Source organism: Streptomyces sp. A3M-1-3 (assembly GCF_024213665.1).
Lineage (GTDB): Bacteria > Actinomycetota > Actinomycetes > Streptomycetales > Streptomycetaceae > Streptomyces.
In genome coordinates this window covers 169,078-184,451 of record NZ_JANAVP010000004.1, presented here as the reverse complement: position 1 = coordinate 184,451, position 15,374 = coordinate 169,078, and the positions used below count along the sequence as shown (strand labels likewise).

The window sequence follows — 15,374 nt, the reverse complement described above, 5'->3', positions numbered from 1 at the left end:
CTCCTTCGTGCGTGTTCGTGCGTGTTCACCTACAGCGATTACAGCGTTCGAATCCTCCCACGGGCGCTCGTGGCCGGGCACCCGGGAATGACACCGGTCACCGGCGGTGTTGCGCGGTACGACGTTCCACGTACGACGCGCGCGACCGACGTTCTTCTCGAGGAGAGACATGTCCGACACTCCGACCGGCAAGACCCCCGTCGACTTCTGGTTCGACCCGCTCTGTCCGTGGGCGTGGATGACGTCCCGCTGGATGCTGGAGGTCGAGAAGGTCCGCGACGTCGAGGTCCGCTGGCACGTCATGAGCCTCGCGGTGCTCAACGAGAACCGTGTCGACGAGCTGCCCGAGGAGTACCGCGAGATGCTCGCGACCCAGGCCTGGGGCCCGGTCCGCGTCGTCATCGCCGCCCAGCAGAAGTTCGGCGAGCAGATCACCGGCCCGCTCTACACGGCGCTCGGTACCCGTTTCCACAACCGGGGCGAGGGTCCGACGCTCGAGGCCGTTGCCGGCGCGCTGGAGGAGGTCGGGCTGCCGGCCGAGCTGATCGAGTACGCCGGTTCGAACACGTACGACACCGAGCTGCGGGCCTCCCACCAGGAGGGCATCGAGAAGGTCGGCCAGGACGTCGGCACCCCGGTGATCGCGGTCCCGGGCGCGGACGGCGAGCAGATCGCCTTCTTCGGCCCGGTGGTCACCCCGGCGCCGAAGGGCGAGGCGGCGGCGAAGCTGTGGGACGGCACGCTGCTGGTGGCGTCGACGCCGGGCTTCTACGAGATCAAGCGCACCCGGACCGAAGGTCCGATCTTCGACTGAGCTGCACCGCATGCGAAAGGCCCCCGCGAGTCACGTCCTCGCGGGAGCCTTCCGTTTCCATCCGCCCGCACGTGAAGGTTGAGAAGACGATCACGAGCAGGACGCTCTGGTGGCTAGATCATCACGGGGCGAGCAGCAGGCTGTGGGCACGCTCCTTGGCGGACGTGTAACGCTTCGCCACGTCCTGCCAGTTGACGACCTGCCACATGGCCTCGATGAAGTCCACCTTCTGGTTCTTGTACTGCAGATAGAAGGCGTGCTCCCAGGCGTCGAAGACCAGGATCGGTACCGATCCCTGGCCGACATTGCCCTGGTGGTCATAGACCTGCTCGACGATGAGGCGGCCGCTGACCGGCTCGTACGCGAGGACTCCCCAGCCCGAACCCTGGGTGGTGGCGGACGCCTTGGAGAGCTGGGTCCTGAACTTGGCGAAGGAGCCGAAGGATTCGGCGATGGCGTCGGCCAGCTCGCCCACCCCGTCCTTCTCCAGCGGCTCGCCGCCGCCGTCACCGGTCATGTTGTGCCAGTAGATCGAGTGCAGGATGTGCCCGGAGAGATGAAACGCGAGGTTCTTCTCCAGGCCGTTGATGGCCCCCCACGCCTCCTTGTCGCGCGCCTCCTCCAACTGCTCGAGGGTGTCGTTCGCGCCCTTCACGTATGCCGCGTGGTGCTTGTCGTGGTGCAGCTCGATGATCTGCGGGCTGATGACGGGCTCAAGCGCCGCGTAGTCGTACGGAAGTTCCGGAAGTGTGTAGATGGCCATGATCGACAACGCCCTTCGACAACTCTTATTGCAAAAGACTTGCAAGTGCACTTTAACAGCAGAAGCTGGTGGAAGTGCGTGAGGCGTCGGTTGGCGCGAGGTAGGCCGTGCGCAGACCGCCGATCAGGCCGGAACGGCCGGAACGACGATGGTGACGGCCCACCGCGAGATCACCCGCGGCGCGCGATCAACTCCCGTACCCCCGCCGCCAGCAGGACCGCGGCGGCCGCCGCCGCCGACCACAGCACCTGCGGCCGGGCCACGTCGTCCGTCAGCATCAGGACCAGTACGGCGGCCATCGCGGCCAGTACCGTCCAGGTCAGCCAGGGGAAGCCCCACATCCGCAGGGTCAGCGTCTCGGGGGCTTCCCGCTCGATCCGGCGGCGCAGCCGCAGCTGCGAGACCGCGATCAGGGCCCAGACGAACAGCAGCACCGCGCCGACCGCGTTGAGCATGTACTGAAAGACGGAGTCGGGCCACTTCAGATTGAGCAGTACGGAGACGAATCCGAAGGCGACCGAGGCGAGCACCGCCCGGCGCGGCACCCCGCCGCCCGAGATCCTCAGCAGCCCCTTCGGTGCTTCGCCGCGCTCGGCCAGCGAGAACACCATCCGGGAGGACCCGTACAGATTGGCGTTCAGCGCCGACAGCAGGGCCACGAACACCACGATGTTCATGATCTGGCCGGCGGACCGCACACCGATCGAGTCGAGCACCGCGACATACGGGCTCTGCCCGGGGTTCATCGCGGTCCACGGCAGCAGCGTGACGATGACAAGCATCGAACCGACGTAGAAGAAGAGGATCCGCCACACCGCGCTGCGCACCGCCCGGCTGACCGCGCGCGCCGGATCGTCGGACTCCGCGGCGGCGATGGTGACGACCTCCAGGCCGCCGAAGGCGAAGACGACGGCCAGCACACCCGAGACCACGCCTTCCCAGCCGTTCGGCAGGAAGCCGCCCTGTCCGGTCAGGTTGGTCATCCCCACGGGCTCCCCAGAGGGATTGGACGCCGTCGGCAGTACGCCGAGGATCGCCAGCAGGCCCAGCCCGAGGAACAGCACGATCGCGAGGACCTTCAGGCCCGCGAACCAGAACTCGAACTCCCCGAAGTTCTTCACGGCGGCGAGGTTCGCGGCGGTGAACACCACCATGAAGATCAGCACCCAGGCCCACTGCGGCACCCCAGGCACCCACCCGTTCGCGATCCGCGCCGCGCCCGTCGCCTCCACGGCGAGGACGACGACCAGCAGGAACCAGTACAGCCATCCCACCGAGAACCCGGCCCAGCGCCCCATCGCCCGCTCCGCGTGCACGGAGAAGGAGCCGGAAGCGGGCATCGCTGCGGACATCTCGCCGAGCATCCGCATCACCAGCATCGCGAGCGTGCCCGCGATCAGATACGAGACGACGATCCCGGGGCCGGCGACCGCGATCCCGGCACCGGAGCCGACGAACAGTCCGGCACCGATCACCCCGCCGAGGCCGAGCATGGTCAGGTGGCGCTGCTTGAGCCCATGGGAGAGGGGTTCGGCAGGCAGTGCGTCGTGCATGGCGCTCGTACTCGCAAGGGGCTCAGCGGTTTGGTGGGATCCCACAGTCTCTCCGAGCGGGGCCCGTTGGTGCAAAACGGACCGCCTCCGCTCCCACCTTCAGTGACGAGTGTCACGTCAACTCGCGCATGGCGGATGACCTTTGTGTGATCCCCACCAACGACACGCTGCGGGCTTTGTCGTTGGCTGACGGTGATCGAGCGCTGACACCCGGGTTAGCGTCACGGTGTCCCCGACTGCCTCACCCCAGGAGTTCCGATGAGCGCTGCTTCCCTCACCTCGCGTCCCGGAGCGGTCCTCGCCGACCTGCTGCCCGCCTCCACCGCCTCGCGCGCCCGGGTCAGGGACCTCGCGCTCGTGCTCGGCGGGGCCGCGCTCACCGGTATCGCCGCCCAGATCGCCGTGCCGGTTCCCGGCTCGCCGGTCCCGGTCACCGGCCAGACCTTCGCGGCCCTGCTCGTCGGCACCTCGCTCGGCGCCCGCCGAGGCTTCCTCGCCCTCGCGCTGTACGCGCTGGTGGGCATGGCGGGTATGCCGTGGTTCGCGAACGGCACCTCGGGCGCCGGCGGTGCCTCCTTCGGCTACGTCCTGGGCATGGTGCTCGCCGCGACCGTCGTCGGTGCGCTCGCCCGCCGCGGCGCGGACCGCTCGGTGCTCCGTACCGCCGGTGCGATGGCGATCGGCTCCGCGGTGATCTACGCGGTCGGTGTCCCGTACCTGATGGCCGCCGCGGACCTCTCCTTCGGCGCCGCCGTCGCGGCCGGCCTGACGCCGTTCCTGATCGGCGACGCGGTCAAGGCCGCGCTCGCCATGGGCGCGCTGCCCGCAGCCTGGAAGCTCCTCGGCCGCCGCGGCTGAGTTCGTCCGTACGTACGACTACGTACGCTCCGTATGCCTGCGTACGAAGGGGCCCGCACACCGTCACCGGTGTGCGGGCCCCTTCGTACGTACGGCTAGGCCTTGCTCGCCACGGCCTTGTTCAGGCGCTGGCGGACCACACCGACGGCCACCACGGCCGCTGCCACCAGCAGCGACAGCAGCACCACCTCGCGGTTGGCGTCGTCGAAGAGCATGTAGACCAGCACGAAGGTGATCATCGCGGCGGTCGCCCAGGTCAGATACGGGAAGAGCCACATCCGCACGGTCAGCTTCTCCGGAGCCTCACGCAGCAGGATCCCGCGCATCCGCAGCTGGGTGAAACAGATCACCAGCCAGACGAACAGGGCCACCGCGCCCGAGGAGTTCAGCAGGAAGAGGAAGACCGTGTCCTTGAAGGCGTAGTTGAAGTAGACGGCGGCGAAGCCGAAGACCACGGAGGCCAGGATGGCGACGGTCGGCACGCCCTTGGCGTTGACCTTGGCGAACGCCTTCGGCGCGTCGCCGCGCTCGCCCAGCGAGAAGGCCATGCGGGAGGCGGTGTAGAGGCCCGAGTTCAGGCAGGAGAGCACCGCGGTCAGCACGATCACGTTCATGATCTGGCCGGCGTGCGCGATGCCGATCGAGTCCAGGGCCGCGACGTAGGAGCCCTTCTCGACGATCGACTTGTGGTTCCACGGCAGCAGGGTCAGGACCACGAAGATCGAGCCCAGGTAGAAGACGCCGATCCGCCAGATGACGCTGTTGGTGGCCTTGGTGACCGCGCGCCGCGGGTCCTCGGACTCACCGGCGGCCAGCGTGACGATCTCGCTGCCCATGAAGGAGAAGACGACCATCAGCACACCGGTGAGGATGGCGCCTGCCCCGTTGGGCAGGAACCCGCCCGCGTCGGTGAGGTGGGCGAAGCCCGCGCCCGGGTTGTCGGAGCCCGGCAGCACGCCGAAGACGGCGAGCAGACCGATCACCACGAAGGCGCCGATCGCGACGACCTTGATACCCGCGAACCAGAACTCGAACTCACCGTAGGAGGAGACCGAGGCGAGGTTGGTGGCCGTCAGTACGACCATCACGATCAACGCCCAGGCCCACTGCGGCACGGCAGGGATCCAGCCCTCGAGGATCACCGCGCCGGCGGTCGCCTCGACGGCGAGTACCACCACCCAGAAGAACCAGTACAGCCAGCCGATCGAGAAGCCCGCCCAGCGGCCCAGCGCACGGTCGGCGTAGGCGGAGAAGGACCCCGAGTTGGGGCTGGCGGCGGCCATCTCGCCCAGCATCCGCATCACGAACACGACCAGCGCGCCGACCAGCGCGTAGGACACCAGGATGGCGGGGCCGGCCTTGGCGATGCCGCCGGAGGAGCCCACGAAGAGGCCCGCGCCGATCACACCGCCGATGGCGATCATGGACAGATGACGGTTCTTGAGGCCGGCTTTCAGACCATCGGAAGGCTGCGTTTCCCCGGTGTTTCCGGGGTTTTCGCCTGCCTTCGTAAGGGTCGACTGCGTGGTCATGCGTAATCCTTAGGTTCTCGGGTTACGAGCCCGTGCATTCAAACCTGACATTCGCCCGGACGGAAGACCCTGACTCCGGATCGTGACCCGGCGGCGCCTACCCGGCATCCCGCATGCCACACTCGGAACATGCGCGTGTACCTCGGATCCGACCATGCCGGTTTTGAACTCAAGAACCACCTTGTGGAGTGGCTGAAGGCCAACGGCCACGAGGCCGTCGACTGCGGCCCCCACATCTACGACGCCCAGGACGACTACCCCCCGTTCTGCCTGCGTGCCGCCGAGAGGGCGGCCGCCGACCCGGAGGGCCTGGGCATCGTCATCGGCGGCTCCGGCAACGGCGAGCAGATCGCCGCGAACAAGGTCAAGGGCGTACGGGCGGCGCTGGCCTGGAGCCGGGAGACCGCGGCGCTCGGCCGCGAGCACAACAACGCCAACGTGATCTCCATCGGCGGCCGGATGCACAGCCAGGACGACGCGACGAAGTTCGTCGAGATCTTCCTGACCACGCCGTACTCGGGTGAGGAGCGCCACACCCGCCGCATCGAGATGCTGTCGGCGTACGAGACGACCGGTGCCCTCCCGCCGATCCCGGCCCACCACCCGCAGCAGGGCTGACCCACCCCGTTCCACCCCTGTGCCGCCGGGCGCCCCCGGCGGCACAGGCATGCGACGAACCGGACAGGACCAGACCGGACCGGACCGGAAACGAGGAGCAGCCGCCGTGCCCGAGGGGCATACGATCCACCGCCTCGCCGAGGACCACCTCACCCGTTTCGCGGGGTGGCCCGTGCGGGTCAGCAGCCCGCAGGGCAGGTTCGCGGAGAGCGCGGCGCTCCTGGACGGCCGGGTCCTGGACGGGGTCGACGCGCACGGCAAGCACCTCTTCCTCGGCTTCGAGGGCGCCGACTGGGTCCACATCCATCTCGGCCTCTTCGGCAAGCTCGGCTTCGGCGAGGGACAGGCCCCGCCGCCCTCCGACACCGTCCGGCTGCGCGTGCGGAACGACGAGCACTACGCCGATCTGCGCGGCCCCACCACCTGCGCCCTGATCACCGGCGCCGAGAAGCGGGCGATACACGACCGCCTCGGCCCCGACCCGCTGCGCCGCGCCGACGACCCGGGCAGAGCCTGGCGCCGGATCTCCCGCAGCCGCACCACCATCGCCGCGCTCCTGATGGACCAGAAGGTCGTCGCGGGCGTCGGCAACGTCTACCGCGCCGAGGTGCTCTTCCGGCACCGCATCGACCCGTACCGCGCGGGCAAGGACCTCACCGAGGCCGAGTGGCACGCAGTCTGGGCCGACCTCGCCGCCCTGATGCGCGAGGGCGTACGGAACAACCGCATCGACACGGTCCGCCCCGAGCACACCCCGGAGGCGATGGGGCGCCCGCCGCGCGTGGACGACCACGGCGGCGAGGTGTACGTGTACCGCAGGGCCGCCATGCCCTGCCACATCTGTGGCGGCGAGATCCGCACCGCCGGTCTCGCCGCCCGCAATCTCTTCTGGTGCCCGGCCTGCCAGCAGACCTGAGCCGCTCCCGGAAGCCGTGCGGCCTGGAAGCCGTGCGGGCTAGAAGCCGTGCGGCAGCCAGGGCGCGACCGCGGAGGAGAACGCCAGGGACACCTCCGCCAGCGCGCCCTGCCGCAGCTCCCGCACCCGGCCCGCCGCTCCCAGCGAGGCGAATGAGACGCCGCCCAGGTAGGCCGCGCCCAACTCCCGTACGGAAAGCGCCAGATCGGCGTCGTCGTCGGTCCGCTTGCAGGACGCGCCCGTACTGTCGCCGGTGAGCCGCCAGCGCCCCTCGTTCCAGGGGCAGAAGGGGTCCTCGACCTCGAACACGACCTCGACGGGCGCGGCGTACGTACGGGCTTCGAGCGCGGGGCCCACGTCCACCGGCCGCAGGTACAGCGAGTCCTTCAACCGCAGCCCGCACCGGCGTATGTCGGAGACCAGGTGCTGCCAGCCGTCGTCCACCGGCCGGTTGCGCACCCGGAGCGTCGACGTCAGGTCGATGTCGAAGAGGAAGCGCCAAAGCGCCGCGGAGGCGGCCGGGTCCAGGGCTTCGGTGTCCCGCAGCACGATGGTGCCCCTGGGGCCGGCCGCGTCCCACTCCGGCATGTTGTGGAAACGCGCGTAACCGACGACCTCGCCGTCCCGCTCGGCGAGCACGCACTGCAGCGGCGATCCGCCGTCCCGCCCGCTCTCCGGGTCCATCACGGGCAGCCGCTCCCAACCGGTCCGGCGGGCGAGCATCCCGGGCCGCCCGGCGACCTTCTGGGCGTACACGGCCTCACAGACGTCCCGTACGGCCGCCGGCTCGGCGAAACGCAGGCGTACCGCGTCCGTCCCCTCCGGCACCGCGAGCCGGACGCGGGCGGTGTCGATCTCGGCGGACAACTGCTGGGTGGCCATGCCGTATCCGAAACGACCGTAGATGTCCGGTTCCGAGGCCGTGAGCGCGGCGAGCGGCTCGCCGCGCCCGCGTACGTCGTCGAGCTGGTGCCGCATCATCGCGCTGAGGACGCCGCGCCTGCGGTGGGTCGCCGCCACACTGACCATCGTCACGCCGGCCGTCGGCACCAGCGCGCCCCCCGGCACGGAGAGCCGGAAGCTGAACGCCCCGGTGGTGCCGACGCACTCCTCGCCGTCCCAGACCCCGATCGAGCGTGCGTACTCGGTCAGGTCGCGGTACAGCTCACGCTCCTCGGGAGGCTCCGCGACGCCGCCGAAGGCGAGCTCCAACCTGCCGTACCAGTAGTCCCATTCGGCCGGGCGCAGCTCCCGCAGCTCTGTCGTCATATGCCATCCCTATCAGGGCGCTCCTGTCCGGGCGAGCCGATTTCGAACGCAATGTCTGGGGGTCCCCCTGCGCCACGTCGCGCCGGGTGGATAGGGTCCCGGTGCAATGGCCGGTGGCGTGGGAGCGGACTCGTTCACGGCCCGGATGCGCAAGTCGGCGCACCGGGTCCGCACCGCGCTGCGCAAATCCGGCGTCGACTACTTCCGCGGCGACGGCTCCGACTGGATCGCCCTGGCCGGGCTGCTGCTCACCATTCCGGCGATCGCGTGGGGCACCATCGCGATGCCGGTCTGGTGCGCCCCCGCCGCGCTGGTGCTGCCCATCGTGGCCGGCGGCCTGCTGCTGCGGCCGGCCAGCCTGCTGGGCCTGTACGCGGCGGCGGCCCTGGCGCTGATCGTCGAGTCCGTGCAGCTCGGCCCGTACACCGAGGGGGCGGCGCGGGTCACCCCCGGCACGGTCCTGGTGGTCGCGGCCTGCGGGTTCTTCGGGCTGCTGATCGCACAGTTCCGCAGCCGGGTCGGCGTGCCGTGGCGGCGCGGCGGGACGATGCTCTTCGACTTGCGCGAACGCATCCGGGTGCAGAGCAAACTGCCTGCCCTGCCCAAGGGCTGGCACCGCGAGATGGCCCTGAGGCCGGCGGGCGGCCAGTCCTTCTCGGGCGACTTCGTGGTGGCGGCCCGGACGAACGGCGGGCGCACCCTGGAGGTCGTCCTCACCGACGTCTCCGGCAAGGGCATGGACGCGGGCTCGCGCGCGCTGCTGCTGTCCGGCGCCTTCGGCGGCCTGCTCGGCTCGCTCCCGCCGCACGGCTTCCTGCACGCAGCCAACGGCTATCTGCTCCGCCAGGACTGGGACGAGGGCTTCGCCACCTCGATCCACCTCGTACTGGACCTGGACTCGGGCGACTACGAACTCCTGTCGGCCGGTCACCTCCCGGCACTCCAGCTGTCGGCGGGAACGGGCCGCTGGGAGGAGAAGGCCGCGGAGGGCCCGCTGCTAGGGGTGTACGACGGGGCGCAGTTCGACCCGGTCAAGGGCTCGCTGCGCCCGGGTGACGTGCTGATGCTGTTCACGGACGGCCTGGTGGAGACGGCGGACCGCGACCTCAGCGAGGGCATCGACCGACTGACGGGCGAGGCGGAACGCTACGTGGCCCCCGGCTTCGAGGGCGCGGCATGGCACCTGATCGAAGCGGTGGCGAAGGACGTAAACGACGACAGGGCACTGCTACTGATCCGCCGCGACTGAGGGTGCTGAGCGGTGGCCGGGGGTGCGTGGTTCGGGGTAACCCGGGGCCGCCCGGTTTGGGAGTCTGGCGGGCCCCGTCTCCCTGTAAAGGGCACTCCCTCCGGTCGCGTCGCTGCGCGATTCCGCTTCGCTCCCCCCTTGACAGCGAGCCGCGTCCCGCTACTGCGGATGTACGTCGGGCGGCCCCGGGGAGGGGCGGGAAGGACCTGCTCGGGCCGGGGGCCGACTTCGGCGGCGGCTGGGTGTCGCACGCGCTGGTCAGGACGGCGGCTGCCACGAGTATCAGGCCCAGTCGGCGCACGGTCTCCATCTGGTGATCCTCACACCGCCCGGAGCGCCCCGGGATGTCACAACCGCAGCCCGCTCCACGTCTCAGCAGTAAGAGGCCAACAGCCAGACCGAGACCGAGACCAGGAGCCGGCAACCATGTCCACCACCCCCACGCCCCCGGCCACCCCCACCCCCACCTCCTCACCGTTCGCCCCGTACGCCCGGCAGAAGACGATCCTGCTCACCACCTACAAGCGGGACGGCACCGCGGTCGGCACCGCCGTGAGCATCGCGGTCGACGGCGGACGCGCCTTCGTACGGACCTACGACGCCGCGTGGAAGGCCAAGCGGATGCGGAACAACCCCGAGGTCGAGATCGCACCGTCCACCTCCACGGGCAAGCCCACCGGGCCCGCCCTCCATGCCCGGGCCACCCTCCTCACCGGTGCCGAGGCCGAGCGCGCCGCCCGGGCGCTGGCGCGCAAGTACCGCTTCCTGCACGGCGTTCTCGTACCGTTCATGCACCGCAGGAAGCACTGGCGGACCCTGCACTACGAACTCACCGCGGTCACCCGTCCCTGACGAGCCCGTTAGTGGTGGAGTGTTTCCGTCAGACCGCGCGTCCAATAGCGGTCAACAAGCGAACAGAGAGCGAGGGAGTCCTGTGCCCGATCTGAGCCTGGCCGAGGTCGAGGCGATCGCCCGCGCCGCCCACGCCACGCAGACCGACAAGGACGGACGTCCGTACACCGAGCATGTGCAGGCGGTCGTCGAGGGTGTGCGGGCCCGCGGCGGATCGGCGGAGCAGATCGCCGCCGCCTGGCTGCACGACTCCATCGAGGACGACGCGCTCTCACAGGACTGGCTGGACGGCGCCGCGCTCCCGCAGGCCACCAAGGACATGGTCCTCGCTGTCACCAAGCGGCCGGGGGAGTCCGTGGAGGCGTACACCGGTCGCATCCTGGCGACGCCTGGGGCGCTCCTGGTGAAGGAGGCGGATCTCGCGCACAACGCCGACCCGGACCGGCTCGCCAGACTCGACGAGCCGACCCGGAACCGCCTGACCGAAAAGTACGCGCACATGCGCCGGCTGCTCGGCCTGACGGATCAGGACTAACGGATCAGGACTAACACACCACGACCAACGGATCAGGACTGACGGGCGACCGGCACCCCTGACCGCTCCCTCCCCGAATCCTGGCGGCCGGCGCCCTTGAACGCCCACTCCAGTCGCGGCTCCAGCACGCACCGCAGGGCCCGCCGCACCGGCGGCGTACACATCGCCGTCACCAGCACCGCGGCGACCGCGGTGAGAGCGACCAGGCCGAGCGGTCGGCCGAGCCAGGGAGTCTCGTACCAGCCGAGGAAACCCGAGCCCTTCACCAGGAAGCCGTGCAGGAGGTAGCCGCTCAGGGTGCCCGCCCCCAGCGCGGTGAACCACATCTTCCGGCGCGGCACCCAGGCGAGGAAGCAGACGCTCAGCAGCGCCGAGCCGGCCAGCAGGACGAGCGTCATCCCTGCCCCGGTCCACCACGGCTGTCCCAGCTCCTGGGCGCTGCTGGTGTGGTACAGCCAGCGGGTGGTGGACCGGGGGGCGGCCCAGTACGCGGCCACGAGCGCACCAGCGAAGACGGGCAGCGCCAGCAGCCTGACCGCGCGCCGCCGTACCGCCTCGAAGTGCTCGGGACGCAGATACAGCCCAGCCACGAAGAACGGCAGGAACTGCAGGATGCGCTGCAGGTCGAGGTCCTTCCCGATGTGCGTCACCGACGCCAAAACGGCGATGGCGACTGCGATGAGCAGCGGCCGGTGTACCGACCGCCATAGCGGCGTGGTCAGCCGCCATACGAACAGCGCGGCCAGGAACCAGGTCAGATATTGGGGGTCGAGCAGGCTGATCTGCTGGCTGGGCGCGTCTCCGGCCCAGCGGTAGAACAGCGAGTAGGCGACCTCGAACACGACGAAGGGCACCACCACGGTGCCGACCAGCCGCCGGAGCTGGGCGGGCCGCATCTCGAACCCGCGGGAGAAATAACCGGAGATGACGATGAAAGCGGGCATATGGAACGCGTACACGACCATGTAGAGCGCCTCGGCGGCCCGGCTGCCATCCAGCAGCGGCTCCCAGGCATGGCCCATGGCCACCAGCACGATGGCCAGGTATTTGGCGTTGTCGAAGTACGGGTCGCGCCGTTTGTCGGTGAGTTCGGCCGGTGGGGCGGCCGGTTGTGGAGGAACTACGGTCCGTGACAGTGTGGGGCTGTGGAACATCCAGGGCACCCTAGTGGTGCTCCGCGGACGGGTAAACCCGGCCCCCGACGCCGGCCTCCGCCGTCAACTCCGTCGAGCAGAGACGACCCCAGGAACGCGCGAGGGCCGCGCGCCGGACGCCCCGATGGCGTGAACTGATTGCCGACGATTCGTCACGCGGCGGATACCACCGGCCTGTTGGTGGCACGATGGTGCATGTGGGGGTGTGCGGGGCCGCATGCTCCCCGGCCGGCAAGGCGGACCGACCGAGGGTGTGATCAGTTGTGGCCATTTCACTGTCTGTGGTGCTGCTGTTGGCGATCATCCTGGTGGTGTTGATCCGCGGAGGCTCCCTGAAGGCCGGGCCCGCCCTGGTGGCGGTGCTCTTCGGCTTCTTCCTCGCGTCCACCGACATGGCGCCGTCGGTCAACCGCTTCCTGAACTCGATAGCGGACACGATCAACCAGATCAATTTCTAGCCAAAAAGAAGATCCCCTGCTGTCACTCCCGGCAGGGGATCTTCTGTACAGAGCGGGCGACGGGAATCGAACCCGCGTAGCCAGTTTGGAAGACTGGGGCTCTACCATTGAGCTACGCCCGCACACGTCGCGCCACAGGTGGTGTGACTGCGGCACGAAGAGCATCGTAGCGGGTCGGAGTGGCCGGGCGCACACCGCTTCCTCTCGTCGGCTCGCGCGGCAGCAAAGCGCGAGCCGCACCGCGTGCGGGCATGTACCCTACGTGTCGCACCGACGGGGTGTGGCGCAGCTTGGTAGCGCGTCCGCTTTGGGAGCGGAAGGTCGTCGGTTCGAATCCGGCCACCCCGACCACCAGCAAGATCGCGTTGTGGGCCTCCTGCTGCTTGCGGTTACTATGCAAGCTGCGTGCCCGTGTGTCTGATGTACCGGGCCCGATCCGCTGAACCGCTGAATCGCAGCATCAGCAGAACCCCAAGAAGCCCAAGAAGTCAGCCACCAAGGAGACCGAACCGTGAAGAGCGCCGTGGAGACCCTGAACCCGACTCGGGTTCGGCTCACTGTCGAGGTGCCCTTCGAGGAGCTCAAGGACAGCCTCGACGCGGCGTACAAGAAGATCAACCAGCAGGTCACGGTGAAGGGCTTCCGTAAGGGCAAGATCCCGGCCCGAGTCATCGACCAGCGGTTCGGCCGTGGTGCTGTGCTGGAGGAGGCCGTCAACGACGCCCTCCCGAAGTTCTACACCGAGGCGGTCAACGAGGGTGAGCTCAACGTCCTCGGCCAGCCCGAGGTCGACATCACCGAGCTGAAGGACGGCGAGCTGCTCGCCTTCACCGCCGAGGTGGACATCCGCCCGGCGATCGAGATCCCGGACTACTCGGGCATCGAGGTGACCGTCGACGCCGTCGAGGTCACCGACGAGGACGTCGAGAAGTCGGTGGAGCAGCTCCGTGAGCGCTTCGCCTCCACCAACCCGGTCGAGCGCGCCGCGGCCGAGGGCGACGTCGTGACGATCGACCTCGAGGCCAAGGTCGACGGCGAGGTCCTGCCGGACGGTGTCGCGAGCGGTGTCTCGTACACCATCGGCTCCGGCGAGCTGCTCGACGGCATCGACGAGGCCGTCACCGGCCTGGAGGCCGGCGGCGAGGCCACCTTCACCTCCCAGCTCAAGGGCGGCAGCGCCGAGGGCAAGGACGCCGAGGTCACGGTCAAGGTCACCGCGGTCGCCGCGCGTGAGCTGCCGGAGCTCGACGACGACTTCGCCCAGCTGGCGAGCGAGTTCGACACCCTCGAGGAGCTCAAGGCGGACAGCCGCAAGCGCCTGGAGAACATGAAGCAGTACGACCAGGCCACGCAGGCCCAGGAGCGTGTGCTCGAGGAGCTGCTGAAGCTCATCGAGGTGCCGATCCCCGAGAAGCTCCTCGAGGAAGAGGTCAACACGCGCAAGCACAACCTGGAGCACCACCAGCTCGGCCAGATGGGCCTGGACATCGAGAAGTACCTCGAGATCCAGGGCAAGACGGTCGAGGAGTTCGACGCCGAGACCAAGGAGCAGGCGGTCAAGGGCATCAAGACGCAGTTCGTCCTGGACGAGCTCGTCAACAAGGAGAAGCTGAACGTCAACCAGGAGGAGCTCACCGAGCACCTCATGCGGCGTGCTGCCTCCTCCGGCATGAGCCCCGACCAGTTCGCCCAGGCCGTCGTCGAGGGTGGCCAGGTGCCGATGCTCGTCGGCGAGGTCGCCCGCGGCAAGGCGCTCGCCGTGGTCGTCGAGGCCGCCAAGGTCGTCGACACCAACGGTGAGGTCGTCGACCTGGACGACGAGGACGAGGACGAGGCCCAGACCGAGACGGCCGAGGCCGCCACGGAGGGTGACGCCACCGAGGGTGACGTCACCGAAGGCAAGAACGAGGCCTGAGCCTCAGCAGGATTCAACGTAAAGAGGCCCGGTCGCGTGCGCGTCCGGGCCTCTTGTCGTACGTATACGAAGGCCCGCACCTTGCGCTCCGAGCGAACAGTTCGGGAACCGGGATGGCGTTGTCCTACCTGCGCGTTAGGGTCCATGAATACGAGGGCACGGAAGTACCCGGAAGCCGGTTTCACGCCAGTGCGGCAGCCGGCCCCCGCGCCCCAGAACGAAGACGCTGAGACGGCCGTAGCCGTCAGAGACGAGCAGGTGGATACGTGACGAATCTGATGCCTTCCGCCGCCGGCGAGCCGTCCATTGGTGGTGGCCTCGGCGACCAGGTCTACAGTCGGCTGCTCGGCGAGCGGATCATCTTCCTCGGCCAGCCCGTCGACGATGACATCGCCAACAAGATCACGGCGCAGCTGCTTCTCCTGTCCGCCGACCCGGACAAGGACATCTACCTCTACATCAACAGCCCCGGTGGCTCGGTGACGGCCGGCATGGCGGTCTACGACACCATGCAGTACATCCCGAACGACGTGGTCACCATCGGTATGGGCCTCGCCGCCTCGATGGGCCAGTTCCTGCTCACCGCGGGCACCGCGGGCAAGCGCTTCGCGCTGCCCAACACGGACATCCTCATGCACCAGGGCTCCGCGGGCCTCGGCGGCACCGCTTCGGACATCAAGATCCAGGCCGAGCAGCTGCTGCGTACCAAGAAGCGCATGGCGGAGATCACCGCGCACCACACCGGCCAGACCGAGGAGACGATCATCCGCGACGGTGACCGTGACCGTTGGTTCTCCGCCGAGGAGGCCAAGGAGTACGGCATCATCGACCAGATCATCACCAACGCCGCAGGCGTTCCGGGCGGCGGCGGCACCGGGGCCTGATCCC

At 69.1% G+C, this 15,374-nt stretch carries 15 protein-coding genes and 2 tRNA genes; 11 read left to right on the top strand and 6 right to left on the bottom strand.

All coding sequences use genetic code 11. The features are described from left to right. The first annotated feature begins 169 nt into the window (after positions 1–169). Positions 170–814 carry a DsbA family protein gene (locus NLX86_RS06205; protein ID WP_254370566.1) on the top strand — a complete coding sequence of 215 codons (645 nt, stop codon included), beginning with the start codon at positions 170–172 and terminating at the stop codon, positions 812–814. Between the two features lie 121 nt (positions 815–935). On the opposite strand, the gene NLX86_RS06200 is transcribed toward NLX86_RS06205, so the two are convergent. Beyond that, positions 936–1,577, bottom strand: coding sequence for a superoxide dismutase (locus tag NLX86_RS06200; RefSeq protein ID WP_254370565.1), 642 nt, complete (start codon positions 1,575–1,577; stop codon positions 936–938). Positions 1,578–1,747: 170 nt separating this feature from the next. Beyond that, the gene (locus tag NLX86_RS06195) at positions 1,748–3,130 is read right to left on the bottom strand and encodes an amino acid permease (protein ID WP_254370564.1); all 1,383 of its coding nucleotides are present in this window, start codon (positions 3,128–3,130) and stop codon (positions 1,748–1,750) included. Between the two features lie 258 nt (positions 3,131–3,388). Between NLX86_RS06195 and NLX86_RS06190 the strand changes: the two genes are divergently transcribed. Beyond that, a complete protein-coding gene (locus NLX86_RS06190; RefSeq protein ID WP_254370563.1) occupies positions 3,389–3,988 on the top strand; it encodes a biotin transporter BioY in 600 nt (199 codons plus the stop codon). A gap of 95 nt (positions 3,989–4,083) precedes the next feature. Here NLX86_RS06190 and NLX86_RS06185 read toward each other — a convergent pair whose 3' ends face one another. Then, the gene (locus NLX86_RS06185) at positions 4,084–5,520 is read right to left on the bottom strand and encodes an amino acid permease (protein WP_254370562.1); all 1,437 of its coding nucleotides are present in this window, start codon (positions 5,518–5,520) and stop codon (positions 4,084–4,086) included. Positions 5,521–5,649: 129 nt separating this feature from the next. On the opposite strand from NLX86_RS06185, the gene NLX86_RS06180 reads away from it, so the two are divergent. Together NLX86_RS06180 and NLX86_RS06175 are read left to right on the top strand one after the other, a co-directional pair. Continuing rightward, on the top strand, positions 5,650–6,138 hold the full coding sequence (locus tag NLX86_RS06180; protein ID WP_254370561.1) for a ribose-5-phosphate isomerase: 489 nt from the start codon (positions 5,650–5,652) through the stop codon (positions 6,136–6,138). A gap of 106 nt (positions 6,139–6,244) precedes the next feature. Next, complete coding sequence (locus NLX86_RS06175; RefSeq protein WP_254370560.1) at positions 6,245–7,054, top strand: DNA-formamidopyrimidine glycosylase family protein; 810 nt, start codon at positions 6,245–6,247, stop codon at positions 7,052–7,054. A gap of 39 nt (positions 7,055–7,093) precedes the next feature. Here NLX86_RS06175 and NLX86_RS06170 read toward each other — a convergent pair whose 3' ends face one another. Then, positions 7,094–8,323, bottom strand: a complete 1,230-nt coding sequence (locus tag NLX86_RS06170) for a GNAT family N-acetyltransferase (protein ID WP_254370559.1) — start codon at positions 8,321–8,323, stop codon at positions 7,094–7,096. A gap of 106 nt (positions 8,324–8,429) precedes the next feature. Between NLX86_RS06170 and NLX86_RS06165 the strand changes: the two genes are divergently transcribed. From NLX86_RS06165 to NLX86_RS06155, 3 genes are all read left to right on the top strand, one after another. Then, positions 8,430–9,572 carry a PP2C family protein-serine/threonine phosphatase gene (locus NLX86_RS06165; protein WP_254370558.1) on the top strand — a complete coding sequence of 381 codons (1,143 nt, stop codon included), beginning with the start codon at positions 8,430–8,432 and terminating at the stop codon, positions 9,570–9,572. Positions 9,573–9,998: 426 nt separating this feature from the next. Further along, positions 9,999–10,424 carry a PPOX class F420-dependent oxidoreductase gene (locus NLX86_RS06160; protein WP_254370557.1) on the top strand — a complete coding sequence of 142 codons (426 nt, stop codon included), beginning with the start codon at positions 9,999–10,001 and terminating at the stop codon, positions 10,422–10,424. Positions 10,425–10,506: 82 nt separating this feature from the next. After that, entirely contained in the window at positions 10,507–10,959 is a 453-nt protein-coding gene (locus NLX86_RS06155) for an HD domain-containing protein (RefSeq protein WP_254370556.1), read from the top strand. A 32-nt stretch (positions 10,960–10,991) separates the two neighbouring features. Here NLX86_RS06155 and NLX86_RS06150 read toward each other — a convergent pair whose 3' ends face one another. Then, positions 10,992–12,113, bottom strand: coding sequence for an acyltransferase family protein (locus tag NLX86_RS06150; protein ID WP_254370555.1), 1,122 nt, complete (start codon positions 12,111–12,113; stop codon positions 10,992–10,994). A gap of 263 nt (positions 12,114–12,376) precedes the next feature. On the opposite strand from NLX86_RS06150, the gene NLX86_RS06145 reads away from it, so the two are divergent. Next, complete coding sequence (locus NLX86_RS06145) at positions 12,377–12,571, top strand: hypothetical protein (RefSeq protein WP_254370554.1); 195 nt, start codon at positions 12,377–12,379, stop codon at positions 12,569–12,571. Positions 12,572–12,622: 51 nt separating this feature from the next. On the opposite strand, the gene NLX86_RS06140 is transcribed toward NLX86_RS06145, so the two are convergent. Further along, a tRNA-Gly gene (locus NLX86_RS06140) sits at positions 12,623–12,693 on the bottom strand. A 152-nt stretch (positions 12,694–12,845) separates the two neighbouring features. On the opposite strand from NLX86_RS06140, the gene NLX86_RS06135 reads away from it, so the two are divergent. The 3 genes from NLX86_RS06135 (at position 12,846) to NLX86_RS06125 (ending at position 15,370) form a co-directional block, all read left to right on the top strand. Next, a tRNA-Pro gene (locus NLX86_RS06135) sits at positions 12,846–12,922 on the top strand. A 160-nt stretch (positions 12,923–13,082) separates the two neighbouring features. After that, on the top strand, positions 13,083–14,486 hold the full coding sequence (gene tig, locus NLX86_RS06130) for a trigger factor (RefSeq protein WP_254370553.1): 1,404 nt from the start codon (positions 13,083–13,085) through the stop codon (positions 14,484–14,486). 278 nt (positions 14,487–14,764) lie between these two features. Further along, a complete protein-coding gene (locus tag NLX86_RS06125; protein WP_254370698.1) occupies positions 14,765–15,370 on the top strand; it encodes an ATP-dependent Clp protease proteolytic subunit in 606 nt (201 codons plus the stop codon). Positions 15,371–15,374: the final 4 nt, after the last annotated feature.